A 25,279-nucleotide genomic window follows, 5' to 3' on the forward strand; every position below is an offset into this window, starting at 1 on the left:
GTTGAGTTGCGTTTGATGATGGCAGGTCTCCTGACTCGCGATGTATGGCTTGCCCCGCCTTCCCAGACCTATCGGCCCAGTGGCATCCGGGGGTCGCACACCGCCTACAGTTGCGGGGGCAGTCACGGAATTGGCGTCAGAACGGCGCCGCACCGTATTCCCTTTTGCCCGACCGCCGAAACGATCGGGAACCATCAGCGCAAATCTCATCCATGAGTCGGGTTGCACTGTCAACGACGTTCTGGGCGGGTGCGTAATGGAGGTATCCAGGCGACCCTTCGGCACCACCTGAGCGACAGACCGGGCCGCGAATCACGTCGTTTTGACCAACTGGATTAAGATAGCTCGGAAGGTCCCGAAACACGGCGGCGCAAGCGGGCCGACTGCCAAGCCTCCGTGAGCGGCCTCGCCTTTTCCCTTTGAATGCAGAAGCCTATCGTTGGAAAGCGTACAAAATTTACGCGCGGAAAAATCATTGATTTATCCTGTGATTGATTCAAACATACGAATTCGACACAACTTTAGCTTTACCTCCGTTGTTGTCGCTGTCGCCCGTTTCGTCGGGCCCTTCCGACTGCTGGAGTGAGTGCTGGCGGTCGGAAGGCATTTTACGAAGATCAGCGTTGGGAGGACGCAGTGCCGGGATTAAATTTACGAACCCTTCCGCGAAAGTTCGCACCGGTTTTTACCCATAATGTCATAACATCAGCACGCTTTGTTCACGGTCCCGGGGATCGGCAGAATATCTGTCTGCCAGCCATGTCATTGGCCGCAAAATCGGGGACCGCTTAGACGTGAGCGCGCAAAATAAGACCACCTATTCCAAAAGTATCAACAAATCTGTGAGGAGAAGAAAATGATTAACAAAGCTATGATGATTTCAGGCGCGACGTGTTTCGTACTGCTAGCGGCGTGTGACGACACCAGCACGTCAAGCGCACCTGCCGAACTGACCCCCGCCCAACAGGCGTGTCTGCGAGACGTGGCCAAAACAACAAACAATTCGCAAGTGGTCGTGCTCTCATCCGCGTTCAGCGAGGCTGGAACACAAGTTACCGTTGGGGTTGGAGAGGATCGGGCTCCGTGGAATTGTATTGCCTACAGTGATGGCGCGACAGCTGGTATCGAGTTCCTGGGCGACGAAGGCGCGTTGTGACCGGTTTGATGCGTAGCCGAAATCGGCTGCGCAGCACTGGCTTGATACGCTGAGGTCCGGCTTGGTCTGCAGAATAACCATCATCGCGTTCGCGACCCTTTACCTGTTGGCGTTGTTTGCGTTTGTGACGGGCACTTTTGGCTGGTTTGGACAGGAACGAGACCCATTGTCCGGCGTATTCCTTTTGCCGCTGGGTCTGCCTTGGGTCCTTGCGGTGGACCTTTTCTCAGAGTCGGCCAAACCGTGGCTCGCGGCGATTGCACCGGTGCTCAACCTGTTGGCACTGGTTTTGATATGCAGATGGGCACGTGGTTTGCGCCAGGAATGAAGGCGGAACTCTTTCCCGCAAAATGGGAGGAAAACATGGGAAAAGTGATCTTGGGGCTTGTGATCGGGCTCATCCTCGGCGTGGTTGGAGCGATGACCTTGGGCGGCGGGGCCGCGATGGGTGTCGGCGTTGCGACAGGCTTGTCCGCCGGTGTGTGCACCACATTGAAGGGAGCTCAGGCCGAGAACCTGATCACTGCCGAGCAAGCAGATCAGATCCTCAATCGCGTGAACTCCGAGATGGCATCATTGCAAGGAATTGAAACGACGGACGAGATCGTCGGCAGCGCACAGGCATGCGATGAATTTCTGGCAAAGTTGCGGGAAGCGAAGTGAGGTTTCTGCTCACCGGAAACATAACATTTACGATAGACCGACAGAGGACCTGCTTATGAAACGCAGTTTTTGGAATTTTTTCACACCCGCACTTGCGATCAGCGGAACGGCCGCCCTGGCCATGTCAGACGCCGACGACGCGTGTATCGACCATCTGCGACAGGTCGGTGGACCGGACGGTCAATCCGGTACGATCGAAAGCTCACAGTTCTCGGAAGCCGGCACGCTCGTCATGCTGCGTGACGCCGGCGGAACACTTTGGCGCTGCATTGCGTACAAGGACGGAAGCATTGGCGAGATGTCGGTTGTCGAGGCGATGGATGATGGTGGCGGAGCCATGGACGGCGCTTCCGGGTCTACAGGTAGCCAGCGCGTCACATTCGATGCCGGATCCACCGGCGCCGAGCTCGTCGGCCAACTCGCGCCAGGGGAATCGCAGCAATACGTTCTTGGCGCGAAGAACGAACAGTTCCTTTACGTCCGCGTTGCTCCCCGAAATGGATCCTTGGACTACGTCATTCGCAACCCCGATGGGTCTGAATTGCTGGGATTGATGTCTGCGGACAAGGAGTATCGCGGACAGCTGTGGCAATCCGGCGATCATGTTGTCGAGGTCATCAACCGCGGCAACTCTGCCGTCGACTACAACGTCATTTTTGGAATTGAGTAGGTGATCGACCTGAAACCCTGAACCGCATTTCCAAAACAATCAGGAAGAACAGATGAAATCCAAGACCTTAGTGGCGATCGGCGCGGTCAGTGCCTCTGTGCTTGCAGGATGCGACGAAAGTGGCGGATCAGTGGAAGCAAGTGCACCGATTGTGGGCAGTTCCAGCGATCTGTCGTCATTTGAAGGGGCAAGAGCAGGTCAGGCTGAAATGGGCATTCAAAGTCTTGGGTTTGAACTCATCCGAAGCGAAGGGCTGACCTCGTACTGGTTCAACAAGGAGACCGGTGCCTGTGCTCGGATCACGACATCTGAGGGAAGATACTCGGACGTAGCGATGCTGCCGTCAGGTGACTGCTGACACACATTTATCAATCCCAAATCTGCAAAAAGGAGCTCCAACTTGCATTTCGACCTGGCACATGCGGCGATTACCGTTGTCGCCTTGATCATCACCAACCTGGCCTTGAAGTCGGCTGGCGTGATCAACGAAGAAAACAAACACCAATGGAACTGGAAAGTTTTTCTGGCCTACTTCGTGGTCATATTTATCATCAATCTGGTGTGGCCGATCTAAGGCTTCAGGGCGGGAACCCAAACGCCGACCTGACCTGATTACCGTGAACACGCCTCTCCGCGGGATTGCCGGCAGGAAAAGCGTGAGCATCGCCGGCTGAAAACAGAAAGGAATACGCATGCGGTTTTTGACGTCCCTCATATTCATCGGTGTTCTGGCAACTGCGGCGAATTCTGACGTCACCAGTCGAAACGGTGGCCCAAGCAACAGCCAGATGCTCTCAAAGGGCAGCGACGGAGGCGTCGACGGCGTCGCTTTCTTTCGCCCAGTCCTAAGCGGCGTTTTGTATCGCTCTGGCTTCAGGGGCGGCGACAAGGGTCGGACGGGCTTGAGCAACGCTCAGCGCGAAACACTGTGCGATGAAGGGTTTTCAGCCGGGTTTTACGCGGATTTCGGCAAGAACACTGAATACGGCCGAACCAGTTGTGGAAACGGATCCTTTGACTATCAGAACGCCAGATCGTCCCGCCCCGGCAGTGTCATGGCCGCCGTACACGAGGTGATTGAGGACCCTGGAAAGGGTCCTGTCCTGGTGCACTGCATGTGGGGCGTTCATTCCTCAGGCGCCTTGTCGGCAATGGCACTTGTTCAGTTTTGCGGTTGGACGGAGGAAAGGGCCAAGGCCTATTGGAATGATGCCCGAAACGGGGCCCCATGTTCGGGCGGGTGTGACCAGTGGATTGACTCGAAATTCTCAAACTTCAGTGTCGACCCCACTTTGAAGATCTCCGCCGAACAACAGGCCGCGATTTGCCCCAAATGACATCCGGAGGACTATCCAAATGAGATTCAATCTTCTGGGGTCACTGGCTCTCATTGCACCCACAGCCTTGTGGGCGAGCGACGATGTTCGCGGAGAAGCCACGACATTTGATAGTCCCAATGGTGTTACGGAACGCTGCATTCGGATCGAAAAAGTCCCAACGGGCGAGTACAAGAACAGCGATCTTGAGGAAGAAACTGCCTATTGCGAGATCGATTTCTATGCGCCCGAAATCGCCATTTGCCCAAAAACTTGGAGCACCAGCCCGGGAATGGCCGTCTACGATATTTCGGAAGGACCCTACGTGGGGAACCGCTCTGAGTTCGAGAGAAACGCTTGCAAGGAGGGCAAGTCGGCAAAAGAACTGGCCAATGGCAGAGTGGCCAAATTCAAATCCACCATGAACCAGAAGGGTACAAGCGGAACATTTTCCACCTCGTCACTGCTCTACTATCATTTCTCAAGGTATTTCGACGCGACGGTGAAAGTTCCGGTGGCGGTCTGGCGCAGCATGGACGCTCAGGCGCATCTTACCGAGGTTGCAGAGCCCGGCCTTGCGATTTCCGGCGGATCTCATGGCGGGCGCATGAACCATGAAGGCTGGCGGGTTTTCGTGGCTGCGGATGCCGACCCGAACTCGTACCAACCGACGGATGATCTGTTCACCGCGGATCGAACGCAGATATACGGTGTCCTGCTTGATAGCCCCGGTCATCGCTACGGCTCGGAAATCAACGGCACCCGCAAGTCCGGTTGGGGCAAAGGCCAAAATCGCGATTTTCAGGAAACACCCGCTTTCCTGGCCTTGCGGTCGTCAAAACGCTTGCCCGAGGCCATTGCAGAGGGTGTCAGGGAAGGCCGAAAGGATCGGCAGATCAACAAGGACCTTGGGCCCGATGTCAGCGACCGGCAGATGGCATTCTGGATGCAGGAGCTTACCGAGATTGTTCTGCTCGACTTCATCTTCAGCCAGCAGGACCGTGTGGGAAATATTGATTTCACGCCCTACTGGTATTGGGTCGAAGACGGAAAACTCAAACACAAGAAAACGAAACACCATCAGCCGAATGATGGAGACGTTCCCGCCGATGCGATATTGATCCGTCGCAGCAATCTGAACGACAACGATGCCGGTGGGCGGGTCGAATATGCCAACTTCGCGAAATCCACTCAGATGCTGGAGAAAATGCGGCATTTCTCTCCAAACACATACCGGCGGCTGGTTGCGTTGAACAGTGACCTTCAAACGCAAGGCCCGGTTTACGGCTGGTTGTCACAAAGCTTTGGGTTGTCGGACCGTCAGGTTGCGCAGGTCGTCAAAAACACTGCGCTGGCAACATCCATCCTCAAGAGCAATTGTGCCAAAGGCGATCTGGTGTTTGACTTGGACCCTGTCACATTCTTTTTGAACAAAAATACCGAGGCGGAGGGCCTGGACTGCAATGATCCGTAAGCGTTCGATCACTGTCGCGGCGGTCGTTTGGACGGTCGTGCTCGCCTGCAAAGCGGCCGCTTTGGACGTGATCGTCATATCGGATCTGAACGGCAGCTATGGCTCGGTCAAATACGATGCCCGCATCGAAAAGGCGATCAGGCGGATAATCGAGATTGATCCCGATCTGGTGATTTCGACGGGCGATATGGTCGCCGGACAGCGCATCCCCAACCTTTCAGACAAACAGGTCAGAGAGATGTGGAAGGCGTTTCACATGGCGGTATCCGACCCGCTGGAGGCTGCCGGAATTCCATTTGCGGTCACGCCGGGAAACCATGATGCGTCGGCCTATCGCGGGTTCGAGCGCGAGAGAAAAATATACGCCGAGGAATGGGGCCCGAGAAAACCAAACGTCAACTTCCTGATGTCGGATGACTATCCGTTCTTCTACGCGTTTGAAATGCAGGGGATAACCTTTGCGTCTTTGGATGCCACGACCCTTGGGCCACTATCCGGCGATCAGCCGGACCAACTTGTGCAACTTGGGGCAGGTGGAGACCCGATTGTCACGTTCAGCCACCTCCCGCTGTGGCCGTTTGCGATCCAGCGCGAACGCGAAATCATCGGTGACCCGACGCTTGAAAGAATCTATCTGCAAAGCGGCGTCGTTCTGCACCTGTCTGGACACCATCATGCTTTTTACCCTGGCTGGAAAGACGGCGTGGCCTATGTTTCGCAAGCTTGCTTGGGTGGTGGCCCGCGGCGGCTAATCGGTGATCGCGCCAGGTCACCTCACAGTTTCACGCATGTCACCTTCCAGCCGAACGGAGAGTTTGGGATAGCAGTATATCGAGGGCCGGATTTCGAAAGGTCTGTCGACTTCAAGTCGCTCCCGAAAGAGATCAGATCCCCGAATGCGGTGTTGAAACGTTTAGACCTTGTGAAATGACTAGAAGCTGAGTTTCAACTCGACTTTTTCGGGGACCAAATCGTTTATCATCTCTTCGATGCGGGCCTCGGAAAGTCCACCCGAGGTAATGAAAAGCAATGAAATTCGGGATTTGCCGGGTACATGGTGTTTTCTGATCAGCTTCCAGCCGGCGTCGGCGGCCATCGCTTCAATGGCGCTGCTGACGTTCAATGAGTGCTCCTCGTCCGAAGCCTTAAGCGATATTTCAATGCCCTTGTTTCGCCCTCCGAACCAAATGAAACACCAACAGACAACCGCCACCAATGTGGCCATCAGCGGCAGGCCCAACCCGACCGCAAGCCCCAGAACGGTTACGACGATCAATTCGACAGTGTCTATCGGATCATCCAAATTGGAGCGAAACCTGAGCAACGCTCCGATGCCGAAGATAACGAACCCGATCATTGACCCGTGCTGGACGACCAGGAACCCCACCGCCATGCCGATCAGCGCATATAGGAAGAAAAGCCTGGGCATGACGATGTCGCCGACACTTCTACGGGCTTTGCGCCGCACCGGATGATAGACGATCAAGCCAGCCAGAACGATCGTGACCAGCACATCAAGAGAAAAGAAATACAGTTCCTGTTTGCCGCGAAACTGCGTCCATCTGCGTTCGATCAGAATCTCCGATTCCGAAGCCCCGGCTAGCATCGTCGCCGGGTCGATTTGCGACATCGCGGCACCGGGCAACAGCAGCATCAACAACACAGTCACAAACGGGAAAATCGTATTCAATTCATCGTCCTTCCTGCTTGTGCCCAGACAGTACACGTCATCACGCGCAATTCGCGCCCCTTACAAGTCAATCCCAACAAGGAGGATCAGGTAAAGAGTTCAAAGCGCATTCTCCCGACATCGCAGACAAGTTGTGATACGAATGCGATAAAGGGGTGTGTCACACACACGAGAAAATCGAAGGGCAGAAAGCACGTGTTTCCGTCAAAGCCTGAAATTTCACGGCGCTTGTGCAAATTTGGAAGACCCACTCTTGCGGCCACCTTCCTCGCGGCAGCGTTTTTGCCTTGGTCTGGCTCTGCCTTTGCAAAAAACACTGATCTGGTTTTGGTCGATAGATTCAAGGTGGCGGACAAATCAAAGGGATTTTCCGAACCTTCCGGTTTGTCGCTGTCCAACGCCGAAGGCTTCCTGTGGTCTGTAAGCGACGCTGAGCCAAAACTGCACCTACTTGGAATCGACGGAGTATTGGGAAAGTCCTTCCAGTTGCCGCCTTTGGCCGGATCAGATTTGGAGGGCGTCGCGTCGCGAAAAGACGGGTCAGTTTTGCTCCTTCAGGAAACCAATCGATCAATATTGGTCGTTCACCCAACCGACCCTATCCAACTGACAAGGGTCCCACTAGCCTCCCTCAAGGGCTACCCGGCCGCTGCCGAACTGCTGGTCGGCAACCCGCTGAACAAGGGGCCTGAGGGCATCACCGTCGACCCGGACACTGGGCGAGTATTCGTTGTCATTGAAGGACAACCGCGTCTGTTGCTGGTCGTGTCACCGGACCTGACTGAAATTCAGGAAGTCATCCCTTTGGATCGTGGATCTGGCTTTGTCTCGGATCGCGTGAATGACGATGAACTGGATGTAAGCGGTTTGGCTTGGTCCGTGTCGGGTGTGCTGTGGATTCTCAGCGACAAGGGACGCCAGATCTTTTTGTACGATCCAGAGACGAGAACAGCAGATACGATCGAACTGACGTATATGAAAAATGGAGACCGAAAGGTCGTGAAGCACCCCGAAGGGATCGCCTTGGATGAGGCCAAAGGGCTTCTCTACATCCTCACCGACGATGCCGAGAAATCGCGCCTGTACGTTTTCAATATCCCTGAGCTTTGATCGCTACTGTACGGAACTCACCCCGTAGGGATGACTTAGCAAAGCAAGCCCGCATTGGGTCCAACTTCCTTGATCCGCGCCACTCAGAACCGCTCACTCAGGTCCGCTCCCAAGCCACGTTTTTTAGCCGTAGGAGCGTCCTGAGTAAAAAACTGCCGTCTGTTGGACCGGTCCAGCCGTCTTGCGAAGCGACTAGAAATCCAGGTTTTCCACGCTCAGCGCGTTTTTCTGGATGAATTCACGGCGCGGCTCGACCACGTCGCCCATAAGCTTGGTGAACAAGTCATCGGCCTCGACCATGTCATCGACACGTACCTGCAGCAATGTCCGCGCATCCGGATCCAGCGTAGTTTCCCACAGCTGATCGGGGTTCATCTCACCCAGGCCCTTGTAGCGCTGGAGCGACAGGCCTTTTTCGCCCTCTTCCAAAATGGCGCGCAGCAGATCCAGCGGGCCGTGGATGACCTGCGACCGGTCGCGGCGGACCAATGTGGCCGGCAGGTTGTAGACGTCCTGCAGGCTCTGGGTAAAGCTGCCTGTCTTGCGTGCCTCGCCGGAACGCAGCATCGGACCGTCCAGCGTGCGGACTTCCTCGACGCCGCGCAGGATGCGCGCCAGTCTGATACCGTGATCCTGAGTGATCCGGCCCTGCCAGCCGCGCTCGTATTCCAGCGCAATCAGGTCCAGCCGCGCCGCGACCTTGTCGGCCACGCCCTGCAGGTCGGCATCCACCGCCCCGGGCACAAACGCCCCGGCAACGGCGGCCTGTTCAAGGATGTGCCGCGGGTAATGCGTCGGGAAGGCATCCAACACGCGCTTGAGCTGACGCGCCTCGTCCACCACACGGGTCAGATCCTGACCCACGATCTCTTCACCCGAGCCCAACTTGAGCACGGCGCCCTCGACACCCTGGTTGATCAGATAGTCGTCAAGCGCCGCTTGATCCTTCAGGTAAACCTCTGACTTTCCTCGTGAAACCTTATAAAGCGGCGGCTGCGCGATGTAGAGATATCCACCCTCGATCAACTCGGGCATCTGACGGTAGAAGAACGTCAGCAGCAGGGTCCGGATATGTGCACCGTCCACGTCGGCATCGGTCATGATGACGATCTTGTGGTAGCGCAGCTTCGAGATGTCGAACTCGTCCCGGCCAATACCGGTGCCAAGCGCCATCACAAGGTTGCCGATTTCCTGGCTGGACAGCATTCGGTCGAACCGCGCACGTTCGACGTTCAGAATCTTGCCGCGCAAAGGTAGAACCGCCTGCGTCAGACGATCGCGACCGGTCTGCGCCGATCCGCCGGCCGAGTCCCCCTCGACCAGGAAAACTTCGCTTTTGGCCGGGTCCTTCTCAGAGCAATCCTTGAGCTTGCCGGCCAGATAGTTGACGTCCATCGCCGTCTTGCGTCGGGTCAGTTCGCGGGCTTTCCTCGCCGCTTCGCGCGCCAAGGCGGCCTCGATGATCTTGCCGACGATGGTTTTGGCCACGTTGGGGTTCTCCTCGAACCACTCGGCCAGTTTCTCGTTCATCAACCCTTCGACAGCCGGTCGCACTTCCGAGCTGACAAGCTTGTCCTTGGTCTGGCTGGAAAACTTCGGGTCAGGTACTTTGACGGACAGCACGCAGGTCAGGCCTTCGCGCGCATCATCGCCGGTGAAGCTGACCTTTTCCTTTTTCGCGATCCCGCTGGACTGTGCGTAGTTGTTGATCGTGCGGGTCAGCGCTCCACGGAAGCCAGCGACATGCGTGCCGCCATCCCGCTGGGGGATGTTGTTGGTAAATGGCAGGACGGTTTCGTGATAGCTGTCGTTCCACCACATCGCGATCTCGACCCCGATATCGTCGCGCTCGCCCTTGATATAGATGGGCTCGGGCATGGCCGGAGTTTTCGACCGGTCGAGGTATTTCACGAATTCCTTGACGCCGCCCTCGTAGAACAGTTCGGTCTCAAGCCGCTCGGCCGGCCGTTCGTCAATCAGAATGATCCGAACGCCCGAGTTCAGGAAGGCCAGTTCGCGCAACCGCTTCTCCAGCGTCTCGAACGAATACTCCAGGTTCGAAAACGTATTGGTCGAAGCCAGGAACCGCACCTCGGTCCCGGTCCGGTCGCCGCATTCGCCGACCACTTTCAGATGCTCCGAGGTTTCGCCGCCTTCAAACCGGGCGAAATGCTCTTTGCCGTTGCGCCAGATGCGCAGCTCCAGCCAATCGGACAGAGCGTTCACCACCGAAACGCCCACGCCGTGCAGACCGCCCGACACCTTGTACGAGTTCGAGTCGAATTTCCCGCCGGCGTGCAGCTGGGTCATGATGACCTCGGCCGCCGAGACGCCTTCTTCGGGGTGGATGTCCACCGGAATCCCGCGACCATTGTCGCTGACCGAGACGCTGGAATCGGCGTGAATCTTGACGGTCACATGGTCGGCGTGACCGGCCAGAGCCTCGTCAATGCCGTTGTCCACGACCTCGTACACCATGTGGTGCAGACCGGACCCGTCGTCGGTGTCACCGATATACATACCGGGGCGTTTGCGGACAGCCTCCAACCCCTTGAGAACCTTGATGGAATCTGCGCCGTATTCCTGATTTGCCTGTGCGTCTTCGGACATGCCGTCAGTACCTATATTATTTTGGTAAGTTATACGTTCTCTGGTGGGGAATGTCACGTCATCCCCCCAGATTTTGTGCCGGTTCTTTCAGGCGCGAGCCGAGCTGATCGGCCGACCTCAGACGGTCACAATCTATCCAGATCGGCGGCGATATCAGCAGCGATTTGGCGGGCATCGACATCGCCGCGCTCGGCCGACAGGCGCAGGCCCAAAAGGTCGGACTGATAGCGCGTCGCCAGCCGTTCGGGATCATGGTCGGCGCCGGCCTGCCCCTGCGCCTGCGCCTGCCGGAACAGATCGGCGAAACAGGCTTTCATTCGCGACAGATGGGTCGCGGCCAGTTGCGCCAGGTCGTGATCCTTTGCGCTCAACTCGGCAAAGGTCTTGGCCAGCATACAGGCCTTTGCGGGCGCGTTCGCGGCCTCGACAACCAAACGCGGCTGGGTCTTGAGCGCACCCAGCGGCCCAAGCTCCTCGGCCAAGGCTTCAAGCCGGGCAACACCTTCATCCGCATAGCGTTCCAGCGTCAGGGCATACAAGGCGTCCTTTGACCCGAAGGCGGCGTAAAAGCTGCCTGGCTTCAACTTCAGCGCATTCTCGAGATCCTTCAGGGACGTGCCCGCCCAGCCCTGGCGCCAGAACAGGTCTCTGGCCTGCGCGATCAGCGCGTCACGGTCATAGGCAGGTTTGCGGGGCATGTGATCACCAATTCTTGAACGATCACTCAAATATATACTTGAGTGATCGCTCAATAAAGCCTATTTCGGACTCAGCCGCCAAAAAAGGAGACCAAAATGGCCGATTTTCCCTCACATGACCTGAACACCGCACCTGAAGGTTCGAAACCCCTGCTCGAGAAATCGCAGGCCGCGTTTGGCCGCCTGCCGGGCCTGCACAAGGTCATGGCCGAAAGCCCACAGCACCTTGAGGCCTACCAGGTTCTGCACCACCTGTTCCTGCAGACCGATTTCGACAATGACGAGAAAACGGTCGTCTGGCAGACCATCAACGTGGAAAACGAATGCCACTATTGCGTTCCGGCCCATACCGGCATCGCCAAGATGATGAAGGTGTCCGACGAGATCACCGAAGCGCTGCGCAATGAAACCCCGCTGCCCTCGCCCAAGCTCGAAGCACTGCGTACGTTCACGGTGCAGGTGATGAACCAGCGCGGCAACGTCACCGACGCGCAGTTGCAGGCGTTTTTTGATGCGGGCTATTCGCACCGCGCCGTTCTGGACGTGATCCTGGGCCTGGCGCAGAAAACCATGTCGAACTACGTCAACCACATGGCCCAGACGCCGGTGGACGAGGTGATGCGTCCCTTCCTGTGGGAACGCAAGGTTGGCGAGCCGGCCTGATCCGCTCAGGCGGGGGTGACGGTCGAGCCGTCACCCGCGTCATTGACCACGAAAGACTGCGCCCGGTCGCCCAGTTCGGCGAACAACTCGGGGCCTGTTCCGGTCATCCAGGCCTGCGCCCCCAGCGCGCAGATTTCGTCATACAACGCCGCCCGGCGGTCCGCGTCCAGATGGGCCGCAACCTCGTCCAGCAACAGGATCGGTGGCGCTCCGACCTGCGCGGCCAGCGCCCGCGCGTTGGACAGAATCAACGACACCAGCAGCGCCTTCTGCTCTCCGGTCGAACATTCACTGGCCGCAACGCCTTTTGCGGCAAAAACCCCATACAGATCCGACCGGTGCGGCCCCACCAATGTGCGCCCCGCCGCTAGGTCGCGGAACCGGCTTGCGGCCAGCGCCTCCAACAGATCCTGCGCGCTTTCGGGCATGTCCCCTTCGGACTGAACAAGTTCCAGTTCCGCCGAGGGAAAGGCGGTCTCGGCCTGTTCCTGCGCCGCGCGCAACTGCGCCAGTGCACCCAGCCGCGCGGTATGAATGCGATGCCCGGTTTCGGCCATCTGAGCCTCGAGCGCCGCGTACCAATGCGCGTCACGCACCTGCTCTTTCAGCAGGCGGTTTCGTTCGCGCATGGCCTTTTCATAGATCAACGCGGCCTCGGCATGGCTCGGATCGAAACTCAGCGTCACCCGGTCCAGAAAGCGCCGTCGGCCTTCGGCGCCTTCGATCCAAAGCCGGTCCATCGCGGGCATCAGCCAGACGACCCGCGCCAGCTTGCCCAGATCGATCTGGCTGGCTGCCTTTCCGTCGATCCGGACCTGCCGCGCTGCGCCCCCCTCGGACCAGGTTTCGATCTCGGACCGGCAGCCCTGAACGTCCAGAAGACCGCTCAGCTTCCAGCCCAGCGCCTCGGGCCGGCGCGTCATCTCGGCGGCGCTGGCCCGGCGCATGCCGCGGCCGGGTGAAAACAGGGATACCGCCTCGAGAATATTGGTCTTGCCGGCCCCGTTCGGCCCGAACAAGGCCACCGGCCGCCCGTCCAGCGCCATGCGCGCCAGCTTGTGCGACCGAAAATGCGAGACCGTCAATTCGGTCAGGGCCAAAGCCATGACCCCTCCCTTCATTCTTGTACAAACACGCGCGCCGGACGCATCCCGCGCCCGCGCGATCAGACGCGCATCGGCATCACGACATAGACCGCGCTCTGGTCATTGCCTTCGCGCATCAGGGTCGGGTCGCCTGCCGAATTGAACAGGAACACCGCGTTCTCGCGGTCCACCTGGCTTGCGATTTCCAGCAGGTACTTGGCGTTGAACCCGATTTCCAACCGTTCGTCGCCATAGGCCACGGCCAGTTCCTCCTCGGCCGCGCCGCTGTCAGGCGCATTCACTGACAGGACCAGCTTGTCGCCGTCCAACTGCAGCTTTACCGCACGGGACCGCTCGGACGACACGGTCGCCACCCGGTCGACGGCCTGGGCGAACTCGGCCGCGTCTACTTCCATCTTGCGGGTGTTGTTCTGCGGAATCACGCGGGTGTAGTCGGGGAAAGTCCCATCGATCACCTTCGAGGTCAGCGTGATGTCGGGTGTGGCAAAGCGCACCTTGGTTTCGCTGACCGACACCGCGATGTCCATGTCGTCATCTTCCAGCAGCTTGCGCAACTCGCCCACCGTTTTGCGCGGAACGATCACGCCAGGCATATCGGCGGCCCCGTCGGGGCAATCCGCGTCGATCCGCGCCAGACGATGCCCGTCCGTGGCCACGCAGCGCAACACCTTGCCGCCCTCGGGGCCATCCGTCACGTGCATGTAGACGCCGTTCAGGTAATACCGGGTCTCTTCCGTCGAGATGGCGAATTTCGACTTGTCGAACAGCCGCCGCAGCAGAGCCGCCGAAGCGGTGAAGTTCGACTGGTACTCCGAGGACGCCATCACCGGGAAATCCTCTTTCGGCAGGGTCGCCAGCGAGAAGTTCGACCGCCCCGCCTCGACCGTCAGCCGGCCAGCCGCGCTGTCGGCGGTCAGCGTGACCAGCGCGCCATCGGGCAGCTTGCGCACGATCTCGTGCAGAGTCGTTGCCGCAACCGTGGTTGCACCCGCCTTTTCGACCTGCGCGGGGGCCTTGTCGACCACCTCGATATCCAGATCGGTCGCGCGGAACAGAACCTGATCGCCCTCGGCCTCGATCAGCACGTTGGCCAGGATTGGAATCGTGTTGCGGCGTTCCACAACGGATTGGGCCTGCGAAACGGCCTTGAGCAGCGTGCCGCGTTCGATGCTGATCTTCATACCCTCAATTCCTCTGATTTGAGTGCTTACATGGGCGGGACTGGCAAGTTAGCGGTTCAGCCCTGAGGCACAAGGATTTTTTACCGATTTCTGGGTCGGAACGCGCAAACCGTCAAGGTCCCGAGCGGCCCTGCGCCCCAGTTCCGTGGAAATCGTGGAAAAATGCGCACAGAAAAACCGCCCCCGCGCAGAGCCGGGACGGCTTTTCGAATTGCAGGGGCTCAGGCTTCGAGCGCCCGGCGCAGCATTTCCACATCTTCGGCGATCTGACCGTCGGTCAGCTTCAGCTCTTCGATGCGTTTGACGCCGTGCATGACGGTGGTGTGGTCACGCCCGCCAAAGCGGCGGCCGATCTCGGGCAGCGACCGGCTGGTCAGCTGCTTGCACAGATACATCGCCACCTGACGCGGGCGGGCATAGGACCGCAGACGTTTCGGCCCGATGATGTCGGACAGGCGGATGTTGTAATAGTCGGAAACCTTGCGCTGGATCTCTTCGACGGTGATCTTGCGTTCCGAGGCGCGCAGCACGTCGGCCAGACAGTCCTGCGTCAGTTCCATGTCGATCTCACGGCCGACCAGCGAGGCAAAGGCGAACAGCCGGGTCAGCGCCCCTTCCAGAACGCGTACGTTGGTCGAGATGCGATGGGCCAGGAATTCCAGCACGCCATCGGCGATCTTCAGGTCGGGATAGGTCTTGGCGTATTGCTGCACCTTGTTCTGCAGAATGCCCAGGCGCAACTCGTAATCGGTCGGGTGCAGGTCAACCACCAGTCCGCATTGCAGACGCGACTTGACCCGTTCCTCCAGATCCTTGATTTCACCCGGCGCGCGGTCGGCCGAGATGATGATCTGCTTGTTTTGATCCACCAGCGCGTTGAAGGTGTGAAAGAACTCCTCCTGCGTCGAATCCTTGCCGGCGATGAACTGCACGTCATCGACCATCAGCACGTCGACCGAGCGGAACAGGTGTTTAAAATCCATCATCCGGCGTTCGCGCAGGGCCTGTACGAAGCGGTACATGAACTGTTCGGCAGACAGGTACAGCACATTGAGCTCGGGGCGTTTGGTCTTCAGCTCCCAGGCGATGGCATGCATCAGGTGCGTTTTACCGAGGCCAACACCACCGTACAGAACCAGCGGATTGAATGTGACGGGGCCGCCTTCGGAAACACGGCGCGCGGCGGCATGGGCCAGTTCGTTCGGCTTGCCGACGACGAAGGTGTCGAAGGTAAAGCGCGCGTCCAACGGTGCGGCCTGCAGCGACTCGAGCGCCTCATTGGTTCCGTTGCTTTCCGGTGCCAGCTCGATATTGACCGGCTCGGGCTGGTCTTCGACCGGCTGGACCGCGGCGGCGGGACGCGCCGGTGAGTTGGCGGCCACCCGGAAGGCCAGGCGCTGAACCGACTCTCCGGCCGTGTTCAGCTCGTACAGAATGAGGTCTGCAAAATTTTGACTGACGTAGTTCCCCATGAAGTTGGTCGGAACCGAAAAAACGGCCACGCCTCCCTTCAATTCCTGAAATTCCAGTGGTTCAATCCAGGTCGTAAAATTGTTCCGGCCCACGGCCTTCAGCAATTTGTTACGCAGTTGTCCCCATTTTTCTTGTGTCATCCAGCGCCTCACGCATCCCAATATTTTTGACCTAATCGGCCTTATGATTGTGACCGGTATCCCGGTTCTTATGCGTTCACTCGCGCGCAGATATTCGATCGCCGAAACCCCAGGAGTCGGCGGGAATATCAGTGGTCACGACGCTTGCCTGTTTGACGACGACCAAAAAGTACAGCCGCCCAAACCGCGGTTTGCGCCACGCAGTTCCAGTTTTCGACAGGGCCAAGATCATCGGAGTAGCCGAGATCCGCAGCAGATCGTCAAACCGGTTGGCACCGGTTGCCGACATTCGCCCCTGGATCATTCTGATGCCCGTCAGTCCGATCGCAGGAACAGCCTGTCCCCCCAAGCGAGTGAATCGCTGGAACTGTCGTAGCAAGAGGCAATGGGGCCGGGCAACGAAACTCTGATATTGACTCGGGTCTTTGGGCGAAAGAATCTCTCGGGCTCGTGAAGGCGCGGCATTCTGGCAACAACGCAAAAGGCGCCGCACGGGGCGACGCCTTCGAAACCGGAATGAACCAGCAAATGTTGACGCTAGGTCAACCCAGCGCTTTGACGCGCGCCGACAGGCGCGACATCTTGCGGGCTGCGGTGTTCTTGTGGAACACGCCTTTGGTGACGCCGCGCATCAGCTCGGGCTGGGCCGCGCGCAGAGCGGCGGTTGCCGCGTCCTTGTCGCCGGATGCGATAGCTTCTTCGACCTTGCGCAGGAAGGTGCGGATGCGCGAACGACGTGCTTTGTTGATTGCATAACGCTTCTCGTTCTGACGAGCGCGCTTCTTTGCCTGGGGCGAGTTTGCCATGTGTCTCTGACCTTTGTTCGGTACGTTTGTCTAGGGTTGCACGTCACGGAATTACCCGCACCGGATCAGAAATCACGAGTGTGAATCGGGCCAAGCGGGCCGCACGCGCATGTATGGTGGCGGTCAATAGCCAAGTTTTCAGACTTTGCCAAGCCGATTCTTGGCTTTGTTGCCCGCCATGAAAAAAGGCGGGCAACGCCCGCCTGATCCTGCAGTCTTGTCGGCGCCGGTTATTTGTCGCGGAACTGGGCCGCGCGCTTTTCAAGGAATGCGCCCATGCCTTCCTTCTGGTCTTCGGTCGCGAACATCGAATGGAACACGCGCCGCTCGAACAGCATGCCCTCGCTCAGCGGCACCTCGTAGCTGCGGTTGACAGCCTCTTTCGCGGCCATCGCGGTCAGCAGCGATTTCTCGGCAATCTTCTGGGCTGCGCCGGTCGCCTCTTCGATCAGCTTCTTGGCCGGCACCACGCGCGACACGAGGCCCGAGCGCTCGGCCTCTTCGGCATCCATGAAACGCCCGGTCAGGTTCATGTCCATCGCCTTGGACTTGCCCACGAACCGCGTCAGGCGCTGGCTGCCACCCATCCCGGCGATGACGCCCAGATTGATCTCAGGCTGGCCGAACTTGGCGGTGTCTGCGGCGATGATGAAATCGCACATCATGGCCAGCTCGCACCCGCCGCCCAGCGCATAGCCCGCCACCGCCGCGATGATCGGCTTGCGGATCGCGGTGATCCGGTCGTTGGCGTCGGCGAACAGGTTGGTGGTGTAGACATCGACAAAGCTCATCTCGGACATCTCCTTGATGTCCGCGCCCGCGGCGAATGCCTTTTCCGATCCGGTGATGACGATGCAGCGCACCTTGTCATTGGTGTCCGCGTCCTCGAGCGCCTCGCACAGCTCACCCAGAAGCTGAGTGTTCAGCGCGTTCAACGCATCGGGTCTGTTGAGCTTGATTAGGGCGACGTGGTCTTCGATTTCGACGATGATCGTCTCAAAAGCCATGAGGTCTGAGCTTTCGGTTGTTCCGTTCAGGTCCAATTCCTTACCACGCGGAAAACTCGGATCAAGCTATCTTTGGCATTGCGCGCAATAGAAGGTTGAGCGTCCCGACTGGGTGATTCTGCGGATCTCGGCCCCGCAGCCCTCGGTCCGGCAGGGCTGGCCCTCGCGCCCGTAGACGTCGAAACTGTGCTGAAAATATCCAAGCTCTCCATCGGCTTGCCGGAAATCACGCAGCGAGGATCCGCCGGCCTCGATGGCCTCGGCCAGCACCGTCCGGATCACCGGAACCAAGGCCTCGACCCGCCCGGCCGAGATCTGACCCGCCTTGCGACGTGGCGACACTCTGGCGCGGTAGAGCGCCTCGCAGACATAGATGTTGCCCAGCCCGGCAACGATTCTCTGATCCAGCAGCGCCGCCTTGACCGGTGTGGCCCGGCCGCGGAAGGCGTTAATCAGATAGGTCTCGTTGAAATCGTTGCCCAGCGGCTCCGGCCCCAGAACGGCCAGCAGCTTGTGCTGCTCGGCGGTGGCCGTGAGCAGCAGGTCCATCGCCCCGAACCGGCGCGGGTCATTGAAGGTGATGCGCGCGCCATTGGCCATGTGAAACACCACGTGGTCATGCTTCTGCGGCATCGGGTGATGATGCACGAACTGGCCTAGCGGATCGCCGGACACAGTCATGCGGCCCGACATGCCCAGATGAATCAACAGGGTCTCGCCGCCGCTCAGATCGGCCAGGATGTATTTCGACCGCCGCCGCAGGCGTTCGACCCGCTGGCCGGTCAGCCGTTCGGCCATCCGCTCGGGGAACGGCCAGCGCAGATCGGGGCGGTTCACGTCCGCCCTTTCGATCACCACGCCTTCCATCGCCGGGGCAAGGCCGCGTCTTACTGTCTCGACCTCGGGCAATTCGGGCATTAGACGGCTCCTATTCCAAAGGGCCGCATTGTGCCCCGGTTTCCAGGCCCTATAACAGAGACGAAATTCGACGAACGGCAAGGCTTATGTCCGACAACAGCGACAAGACCACTCATTTCGGTTTCGAAACCGTCCCCGAGGCCGAAAAGGCCGGGCGCGTGCAGGGCGTATTCAACTCGGTCGCGTCGAAATACGACGTGATGAATGACGTGATGTCGATGGGCATCCACCGGGTCTGGAAGGACGCCATGATGGACTGGCTGGCGCCGCGCCCCGGCCAGCGCCTGCTGGACGTGGCGGGCGGTACGGGCGACATCTCGTTCCGCTTCCTCAAGCGGGCGGGCCACGGCCATGCCACGGTGCTGGACCTGACCGAGCCGATGCTGGTCGAGGGGCGCAAGCGCGCCGAGGCCGCGCAGATGGCCGACAGCCTGGACTGGGTGGTGGGCGACGCGATGGCCCTGCCGTTCGAGGACAATACCTTCGACGTCTACACCATTTCCTTCGGCATCCGGAACGTGACCCGCCCGCAAGAAGCCCTGAACGAGGCCTACCGCGTGCTCAAGCCCGGCGGCCGCCTGATGGTGCTGGAGTTCAGCCAGTTGCCCAATGACGGGCTGCAGAAACTCTATGACCTCTACAGCTTCAACGTGATCCCGCGCATGGGTAAGCTGATCGCGAACGACTACGACAGCTATCAATACCTGGTCGAATCGATCCGCAAGTTCCCCGATCAGGATACCTTTCTGGGCATGGTGCGCGCCGCCGGATTCGAAAACGCGAAATACCGCAACCTCAGCATGGGCATCGCGGCCCTGCATTCCGGCTGGAAGATCTGACGCATGCGCGGCCCCCACAACATCATCCGCCTGATCCGCACAGGCGCCACGCTGGAGCGCACGGGCGCAATGAACGTGGTGCTCGACGCTTTCGAAGCCCCGCGCGCGTTGCGGATCGTGGCCCACACCTTGGGCAAACCGTTCCAATGGCTGGGCTACAAGGGCGACCCGTCCATGCCGCCGGCGACCCGGGCGCTGACCGCCCTGGGCCCGGCCTACATCAAGTTCGGTCAGGTCCTGTCCACGCGCCCCGATGTCGTCGGCGAAGAGCTGGCCGAACAGCTGCGCGTCCTGCAGGACAAGCTGCCCCCCTTTCCACGCGACGTGGCCATGGCCGAGGTCGAAAAGGAGCTGGGCCAACCTCTGGACGAGATGTTCTGGGAGTTCAGCGAACCGATCGCGGCCGCCTCGATCGCGCAGGTCCACAAGGCCAAACTGGCCAGCACAGGCGAGGATGTGGCCGTCAAGGTCCTGCGCCCCGGCATCGAACGCGCGTTCCGCAAGGATGTGGATGCGTTCTATTTCGCCGCCCGGATCGTCCAGCTTTTCGCCCCCGGTGCGCGCCGACTGCGCCCGATGGACGTGATCGAGCATTTCGACGGCGTCGTCCGCGGCGAACTGGATCTCAGGCTCGAAAGTTCGGCAGCCTCGGAATTTGCCGCCAACACGCAGAATGACGAAGGCTTCTGGCTGCCGCCCGTGGTGTGGTCGCTGTCCGCGCGCCGGGTCATGACGCTCAGCTGGGCAGACGGCATCCCCTTGGGCGACAACGACGCGCTGGACGCCGCAAATCACGACCGCCGCGACCTGGCCGAGCGTGTGCTGCGCCTATTCCTGCTGCACGCCCTGCGCGATGGCTTCTTCCACGCCGACATGCACCAGGGCAACCTCAAGGTCGCCGCGAACGGCGACATCATCGCCTATGACTTCGGCATCATGGGCCATATCGACGAATACACCCGCCGCGTCTATGCCGAGATCCTCTTCGGCTTCATCCGCCGCGACTACAAACGCGTGGCCGAGGTGCATTTCGAGGCCGGCTATGTCCCGGCTAACCAGGACGTCGATGAATTCGCCCGCGCCCTGCGCGCAGTGGGCGAACCGATCTTCGGCATGGATGCCACCCATATCTCGATGGGCCGCCTGCTGAATTACCTGTTCGAGGTGACCGAACGCTTCGGCATGGAAACCCGCACCGAACTGATCCTGCTGCAACGCACGATGGTGGTGGTCGAAGGCGTCGCCCGCTCGCTCGACCCGCATATGAACATCTGGGAGGTCGCCCGCCCCGTGGTCGAGGACTATATCAAGCAGTCCATCGGCCCCCGTGCCGCCCTTCGTGATTTAGGAAAAACAGCGCTGGTTCTTGCACGGTTCGGGCCCCGCCTGCCTGATCTGGTCGAAAATGCCCTGATCGCTCAGACCCGCAAGGATGATCCATCCGGGTCAGATTTCTGGCCCAAGGCCATTCCCGCCGCGATCGGAGCAGCCGCCGGGGCAGTGGCCGTCCTGATCCTTGCGGGCCTGGGCTGACAGACGCCGCCGCTTTATCTGGCCAAAAATATCCTCGGGGGGAATCGCGCCCCGGCGCGATGGGGGGCAGACAGCCCCCCGGCCCAGCCTCGGATCAGAGCCGTTCGATGGCGATGGCAATCCCCTGCCCGCCACCGATGCACATGGTGATCAACCCTTTCGACCCACCGATGCGCTCCAACTCGTACAAAGTCTTCAGCGTGATGATCGCCCCGGTGGCCCCCACCGGATGACCCAGGGCGATGGCCCCGCCATTTGGGTTCACCTTCGCTGGATCGAGCCCCAGTTCCTTGTTCACTGCCAGCGCCTGGGCGGCAAAGGCCTCGTTGCTTTCGATCACGTCGAAATCGCCCGCCGACAGGCCGGTTCGCTCCAAAAGGTTGCGCACGGCCGGAACCGGGCCGATCCCCATCACTTCGGGGCGAACGCCGGCATGGGCATAGCCTAGGATGCGCGCCTTGGGCGTCAGGCCGGCTTTCTCGGCGGCATCGGCCGTGGCCAGAACCATCGCCGCCGCGCCGTCATTGATGCCCGAGGCGTTGCCCGCGGTCACACGCCCGTCCTTCTGGAACACCGGGCGCAACCCGGCCAGGGCTTCGGCCGTGGTGGCCTTGGGATGCTCGTCTACCTTGAAATCGACCATGTCGCGCTTGACCTTGACCTGCACCGGCGCGATCTGGCTGTCGAAATAGCCCGCCTCGATCGCAGCCGCCGCGCGCTGCTGGCTGGCCAGCGCAAACGCGTCCATCTCCTCGCGCGTGATCTGGTGTTCATCGGCAACGTTCTCGGCGGTGACGCCCATATGCCCGGTGCCAAAGGGGCAGTTCAGCGCGCCCAGCATCATGTCCAGCGACTTGATGTCGCCCATCTTGGCGCCCCAACGCGCCTGCGGAACGATGTAAGGGCTGCGCGACATGCTCTCGGCGCCGCCGGCCACGGCAAATTCGGCATCCCCCAGCATCAGCGATTGAACTGCCGATACGATGGCCTGCGCGCCCGACCCGCACAGCCGGTTCACGTTCATCGCCGGGGTGCCGTTCGGAATGCCCGCCTGCATCGCCGCGACGCGCGACAGGTACATGTCGCGCGGCTCGGTGTTGATGACGTGACCAAACACCACATGCCCGATCCGCTCGCCTTCGACGCCGGATTTCTCAAGCGCGGCCTTGGTCACGACGGTGGCCAGATCAATCGGCGCGGTCGCGGCCAGCGACCCTCCGAACGTACCGATTGCGGTGCGGGCACCGTCCAGAATCACGATGTCGGTCATGTCTCTCTCCTCTTGGATTTGCGCGCAGTATGCACCCGCGGCATGAACCTGTCGCGCGGGACGTTCCGTCATCGGCGGAATTGACAATTCGCGCCCGGACGCGCAAGAAATTCCGCCATGACGGAAAATTCAGACGATATCCTGACACGCTTGCCCGCCCGCCTGAAAGAGGCCCGGCGCGCCAAGGGGCTGTCACTGGAAGCGGTGGCCAATCTCAGCGGTGTCTCCCGGTCGATGGTCAGCCAGATCGAACGCGGCGAAAGCAGCCCCACGATCTCGACCCTTTGGAACCTGACCCGTGCGCTGCAGGTCGATTTCGCCGGTCTGCTGGAAGAGTCCGAGACCACCGACCAGATCGAGGTGCTGCGCAGCGCCGAGGTGCCCAGCATCGACAATATGGGCCAGTCCTGCCGGATCCGCATCCTCTCGCCGCCCGAGGAGGCCGGCGGCCACGAGGTCTATGATATCCGGTTCGACGCGGGTGGCGCGCTGAACAGCCAGCCCCATGCCCGCAGCGCGCGCGAACAACTGACCGTGCTGGAAGGGGCCGTCCGCGTCACCTCGGGCGCCGCGACGATGGAGCTGCAGCAGGGCGACACGGCTAGGTATGCGGCCGACGTGGCCCACGCCATCGCGGCGCCGGACGGACCCGCCCGCGTGTTCCTGATCGTCAAGAACGCCTGATCCGCACATATCGGCCAATTTCCGCCTTCACGGATTTTTTTCCGCCATACTGAAAATCTCCTATTTGGGAAGCGCGTCCGTTATGTTAGATACGCGACTCAGAAGAAGGAGATCGCCATGGCTGATGCATTCCTGTCCCACGTTTCGGACACCCTCTCGCAGATCAAGGCGGAAGGCCTGTACAAGACGGAACGAATGATCACCTCGCCCCAAAGCGGCGAGATCACGGTGGGCGGACGTCAGGTCATCAACCTGTGTGCCAACAATTACCTGGGTCTGGCCGACCATCCGGCGCTGATCGAGGCCGCGAAGAACGCGATGGAGCCCAAGGGGTTCGGCATGGCCTCGGTCCGGTTCATCTGCGGCACGCAGGACATCCACCGCGAGCTTGAGCAGCGGCTGGCCAAGTTTCTGGGCAAGGACGATTCGATCCTGTTCGCGGCCTGTTTCGACGCCAATGGCGGGCTGTTCGAACCCCTGCTGGGCCCCGAGGATGCCATCATCTCGGACAGTCTGAACCATGCCTCGATCATCGACGGGGTCCGGCTGTGCAAGGCCAAACGCTATCGCTACATGAACAATGACATGAACGACCTCGAAGCCTGGCTGAAACAGGCGCGCGAGGACGGGGCGCGGCACATCATGATCGCGACCGACGGTGTGTTCTCGATGGATGGCTACCTGGCCAACCTGCCCAGGATCCGCGTACTGGCCGACAAATACGACGCGGTGGTGATGGTCGATGACTGCCACGCCACCGGCTTCATGGGGCCGCGCGGGGCGGGCACGCCGGATCATTTCGGCGTGGACGTGGACATTCTGACCGGGACATTGGGCAAGGCACTTGGGGGGGCAATCGGCGGTTACATCGCCGGGCCGCAGCCAGTGATCGACCTGCTGCGGCAGCGGGCGCGGCCTTATCTGTTCTCGAATTCGCTGCCGCCTTCCATCGTCGCCGCCGGGCTCGAGGCGATCCGCCTGGTCGAAGAGGGCGACATGCTGCGCAAGCAACTGTTCGGTAACGCGAAATACTGGCGCGCCGGGCTGGAGAAGCTGGGGTTCGACTTGCTGCCGGGTGAACATCCGATCATCCCCGTGATGCTGGGCGAGGCGCAGCTGGCGCAGGACATGGCCGCCCGCCTGTTCGACGAAGGCGTCTATGTCTCGGGCTTCTTCTTCCCGGTGGTCCCGCGTGGCCAGGCCCGCATCCGCACCCAGATGAACGCGGCGCTGACCCGCGACGAGTTGGACCGCGCGCTGGCCGCCTTCGGCAAGGTCGGCAAGGCGTTGGGGGTCATCTGATGGTTCTGAACTCGGTCATCGACGCGATCGGCGATACGCCCCTGATCGAGCTGTCCCGGGTTTGCCAAATACTGGATCTGGACGGCCGTATTCTGGCAAAGCTGGACTATCTGCTGCCGGGCTTTTCGAAAAAGGATCGGGCCGCCCGGTCCATCATCGAACAGGCCCGCGCCGACGGCAGCCTGATCCCGGGGCAGACGGTGGTCGAGCTGACCTCAGGCAACATGGGCACCGGCCTGGCGATTGTCTGCGGCATTCTGGGGCACCCGTTCGTGGCGGTCATGAGCGCAGGGAACTCGGTCGAACGCGCCCGCATGATGCGCGCCTTGGGCGCCGAGGTGGTGATCGTCCCTCAGGCCGAAGGCGGCAAACCGGGCGAAGTCTCGGGCGCCGACCTGGCGCTGGTGGATGACGCCGCCCGCCGCATCACCGCCGAGCGCAACGCATTCCGCGCCGATCAGTTCGGCCACGCGGGCAACCCCAAGGCCCATGCCGCCGGGACGGGTCCGGAAATCTGGGCCCAATCAGCAGGTGCCGTGACAGCCTTTTGTGATTTTGCCGGCTCTGGCGGCACACTTGCCGGGGTCTCTGACTACCTGTCACCCCTTGGGGTGCGGTGCTATGCGGTCGAGCCAGACGGCGCTCGTGCCTTGGCCGGTGAACCCGTCCGTGCGCCCGATCATCCGATCCAGGGCGGTGGTTATGCGATGTCGGTTTTGACGCATCTGAACGGAGCGAAATTGGCCGGTCATCTGTCCGTCACCGGCGCATCAGCGCGCGACGCCGCCCGCCTGTTGGCCCGCACCGAAGGCATCTTTGCGGGCTTTTCCGCCGGGGCGAACCTGGCTGCCGCCATCGACCTGCTGCGTGGCCCCGAACGCGGTGGCTGCATCGCCATCGTGATGTGTGACAGCGGCTTGAAATACCTGTCGACCGATTTGTGGGAGTGATCCGGATGCGACCCAACACG

General features: G+C 60.3%; 25 protein-coding genes and 1 riboswitch. Of the genes, 14 read left to right on the plus strand and 11 right to left on the minus strand.

The genetic code is table 11. The annotated features are described in order from the left end of the window. Positions 1-3: 3 nt before the first annotated feature. Positions 4-211, minus strand: a riboswitch (cobalamin riboswitch). Between the two features lie 645 nt (positions 212-856). From ACR0LD_RS15010 to ACR0LD_RS15040, 7 genes are all read left to right on the plus strand, one after another. Next, positions 857-1,156, plus strand: coding sequence for a hypothetical protein (locus tag ACR0LD_RS15010; RefSeq protein ID WP_480637716.1), 300 nt, complete (start codon positions 857-859; stop codon positions 1,154-1,156). 363 nt (positions 1,157-1,519) lie between these two features. Next, on the plus strand, positions 1,520-1,819 hold the full coding sequence (locus ACR0LD_RS15015) for a hypothetical protein (RefSeq protein ID WP_170445390.1): 300 nt from the start codon (positions 1,520-1,522) through the stop codon (positions 1,817-1,819). A gap of 55 nt (positions 1,820-1,874) precedes the next feature. Next, a complete protein-coding gene (locus ACR0LD_RS15020) occupies positions 1,875-2,489 on the plus strand; it encodes a hypothetical protein (RefSeq protein WP_480637718.1) in 615 nt (204 codons plus the stop codon). Positions 2,490-2,541: 52 nt separating this feature from the next. Next, positions 2,542-2,847: a hypothetical protein gene (locus ACR0LD_RS15025; RefSeq protein ID WP_480637720.1), complete on the plus strand. Its 306-nt coding sequence runs from the start codon at positions 2,542-2,544 to the stop codon at positions 2,845-2,847. Positions 2,848-2,889: 42 nt separating this feature from the next. After that, the gene (locus tag ACR0LD_RS15030; protein WP_170420946.1) at positions 2,890-3,063 is read left to right on the plus strand and encodes a hypothetical protein; all 174 of its coding nucleotides are present in this window, start codon (positions 2,890-2,892) and stop codon (positions 3,061-3,063) included. A 782-nt stretch (positions 3,064-3,845) separates the two neighbouring features. Continuing rightward, on the plus strand, positions 3,846-5,279 hold the full coding sequence (locus ACR0LD_RS15035) for a hypothetical protein (protein ID WP_480637722.1): 1,434 nt from the start codon (positions 3,846-3,848) through the stop codon (positions 5,277-5,279). Then, complete coding sequence (locus ACR0LD_RS15040) at positions 5,269-6,210, plus strand: metallophosphoesterase family protein (RefSeq protein ID WP_170435946.1); 942 nt, start codon at positions 5,269-5,271, stop codon at positions 6,208-6,210. Before ACR0LD_RS15035 ends, ACR0LD_RS15040 begins: the two co-directional genes overlap by 11 nt. On the opposite strand, the gene ACR0LD_RS15045 is transcribed toward ACR0LD_RS15040, so the two are convergent. Continuing rightward, positions 6,211-6,969, minus strand: coding sequence for a DUF4956 domain-containing protein (locus ACR0LD_RS15045; RefSeq protein ID WP_480637724.1), 759 nt, complete (start codon positions 6,967-6,969; stop codon positions 6,211-6,213). It lies immediately after the preceding gene. Between the two features lie 195 nt (positions 6,970-7,164). Here ACR0LD_RS15045 and ACR0LD_RS15050 point away from each other — a divergent pair, with 195 nt between their 5' ends. Beyond that, positions 7,165-8,079: an SdiA-regulated domain-containing protein gene (locus ACR0LD_RS15050; protein ID WP_480637726.1), complete on the plus strand. Its 915-nt coding sequence runs from the start codon at positions 7,165-7,167 to the stop codon at positions 8,077-8,079. 192 nt (positions 8,080-8,271) lie between these two features. On the opposite strand, the gene gyrB is transcribed toward ACR0LD_RS15050, so the two are convergent. Next, positions 8,272-10,689 (minus strand): DNA topoisomerase (ATP-hydrolyzing) subunit B, encoded by a 2,418-nt coding sequence (gene gyrB, locus ACR0LD_RS15055; protein WP_170343110.1) that lies wholly within the window; start codon positions 10,687-10,689, stop codon positions 8,272-8,274. A 125-nt stretch (positions 10,690-10,814) separates the two neighbouring features. Then, positions 10,815-11,387: a TetR/AcrR family transcriptional regulator gene (locus ACR0LD_RS15060; protein WP_480637728.1), complete on the minus strand. Its 573-nt coding sequence runs from the start codon at positions 11,385-11,387 to the stop codon at positions 10,815-10,817. A gap of 96 nt (positions 11,388-11,483) precedes the next feature. Between ACR0LD_RS15060 and ACR0LD_RS15065 the strand changes: the two genes are divergently transcribed. Beyond that, entirely contained in the window at positions 11,484-12,050 is a 567-nt protein-coding gene (locus tag ACR0LD_RS15065) for a carboxymuconolactone decarboxylase family protein (RefSeq protein WP_170343112.1), read from the plus strand. 5 nt (positions 12,051-12,055) lie between these two features. Here the strand turns inward: ACR0LD_RS15065 and recF are convergent, their stop codons facing one another. From recF to mutM, 7 genes are all read right to left on the minus strand, one after another. Beyond that, the gene (recF, locus tag ACR0LD_RS15070) at positions 12,056-13,156 is read right to left on the minus strand and encodes a DNA replication/repair protein RecF (RefSeq protein ID WP_480637730.1); all 1,101 of its coding nucleotides are present in this window, start codon (positions 13,154-13,156) and stop codon (positions 12,056-12,058) included. Positions 13,157-13,215: 59 nt separating this feature from the next. Continuing rightward, entirely contained in the window at positions 13,216-14,337 is a 1,122-nt protein-coding gene (gene dnaN, locus ACR0LD_RS15075) for a DNA polymerase III subunit beta (RefSeq protein ID WP_170342392.1), read from the minus strand. A 221-nt stretch (positions 14,338-14,558) separates the two neighbouring features. Further along, the gene (gene dnaA / locus ACR0LD_RS15080) at positions 14,559-15,950 is read right to left on the minus strand and encodes a chromosomal replication initiator protein DnaA (protein WP_170342394.1); all 1,392 of its coding nucleotides are present in this window, start codon (positions 15,948-15,950) and stop codon (positions 14,559-14,561) included. Between the two features lie 76 nt (positions 15,951-16,026). Next, a complete protein-coding gene (locus ACR0LD_RS15085; RefSeq protein WP_170343116.1) occupies positions 16,027-16,254 on the minus strand; it encodes a hypothetical protein in 228 nt (75 codons plus the stop codon). 238 nt (positions 16,255-16,492) lie between these two features. Further along, positions 16,493-16,756, minus strand: a complete 264-nt coding sequence (gene rpsT, locus ACR0LD_RS15090) for a 30S ribosomal protein S20 (protein WP_093963612.1) — start codon at positions 16,754-16,756, stop codon at positions 16,493-16,495. A 230-nt stretch (positions 16,757-16,986) separates the two neighbouring features. Next, a complete protein-coding gene (locus ACR0LD_RS15095; RefSeq protein ID WP_170367547.1) occupies positions 16,987-17,763 on the minus strand; it encodes an enoyl-CoA hydratase in 777 nt (258 codons plus the stop codon). 66 nt (positions 17,764-17,829) lie between these two features. Beyond that, positions 17,830-18,681, minus strand: coding sequence for a bifunctional DNA-formamidopyrimidine glycosylase/DNA-(apurinic or apyrimidinic site) lyase (mutM, locus tag ACR0LD_RS15100; RefSeq protein WP_480637734.1), 852 nt, complete (start codon positions 18,679-18,681; stop codon positions 17,830-17,832). 86 nt (positions 18,682-18,767) lie between these two features. Here mutM and ubiE point away from each other — a divergent pair, with 86 nt between their 5' ends. Together ubiE and ubiB are read left to right on the plus strand one after the other, a co-directional pair. Then, complete coding sequence (gene ubiE, locus ACR0LD_RS15105; RefSeq protein ID WP_170367545.1) at positions 18,768-19,520, plus strand: bifunctional demethylmenaquinone methyltransferase/2-methoxy-6-polyprenyl-1,4-benzoquinol methylase UbiE; 753 nt, start codon at positions 18,768-18,770, stop codon at positions 19,518-19,520. 3 nt (positions 19,521-19,523) lie between these two features. Next, the gene (gene ubiB, locus ACR0LD_RS15110; RefSeq protein ID WP_480637736.1) at positions 19,524-21,053 is read left to right on the plus strand and encodes a 2-polyprenylphenol 6-hydroxylase; all 1,530 of its coding nucleotides are present in this window, start codon (positions 19,524-19,526) and stop codon (positions 21,051-21,053) included. A 94-nt stretch (positions 21,054-21,147) separates the two neighbouring features. Here the strand turns inward: ubiB and ACR0LD_RS15115 are convergent, their stop codons facing one another. Beyond that, on the minus strand, positions 21,148-22,323 hold the full coding sequence (locus ACR0LD_RS15115) for an acetyl-CoA C-acyltransferase family protein (protein ID WP_480637738.1): 1,176 nt from the start codon (positions 22,321-22,323) through the stop codon (positions 21,148-21,150). 117 nt (positions 22,324-22,440) lie between these two features. Between ACR0LD_RS15115 and ACR0LD_RS15120 the strand changes: the two genes are divergently transcribed. The 3 genes from ACR0LD_RS15120 (at position 22,441) to ACR0LD_RS15130 (ending at position 25,259) form a co-directional block, all read left to right on the plus strand. After that, positions 22,441-23,007 (plus strand): helix-turn-helix domain-containing protein, encoded by a 567-nt coding sequence (locus ACR0LD_RS15120; protein ID WP_480637740.1) that lies wholly within the window; start codon positions 22,441-22,443, stop codon positions 23,005-23,007. A gap of 117 nt (positions 23,008-23,124) precedes the next feature. Further along, complete coding sequence (locus ACR0LD_RS15125; RefSeq protein ID WP_480637742.1) at positions 23,125-24,309, plus strand: glycine C-acetyltransferase; 1,185 nt, start codon at positions 23,125-23,127, stop codon at positions 24,307-24,309. Beyond that, positions 24,309-25,259, plus strand: coding sequence for a PLP-dependent cysteine synthase family protein (locus tag ACR0LD_RS15130; RefSeq protein ID WP_170365564.1), 951 nt, complete (start codon positions 24,309-24,311; stop codon positions 25,257-25,259). The genes ACR0LD_RS15125 and ACR0LD_RS15130 overlap by 1 nt, the downstream gene beginning before the upstream one ends. Positions 25,260-25,279: the final 20 nt, after the last annotated feature.

This window comes from Ruegeria sp. BF8 (assembly GCF_056538625.1).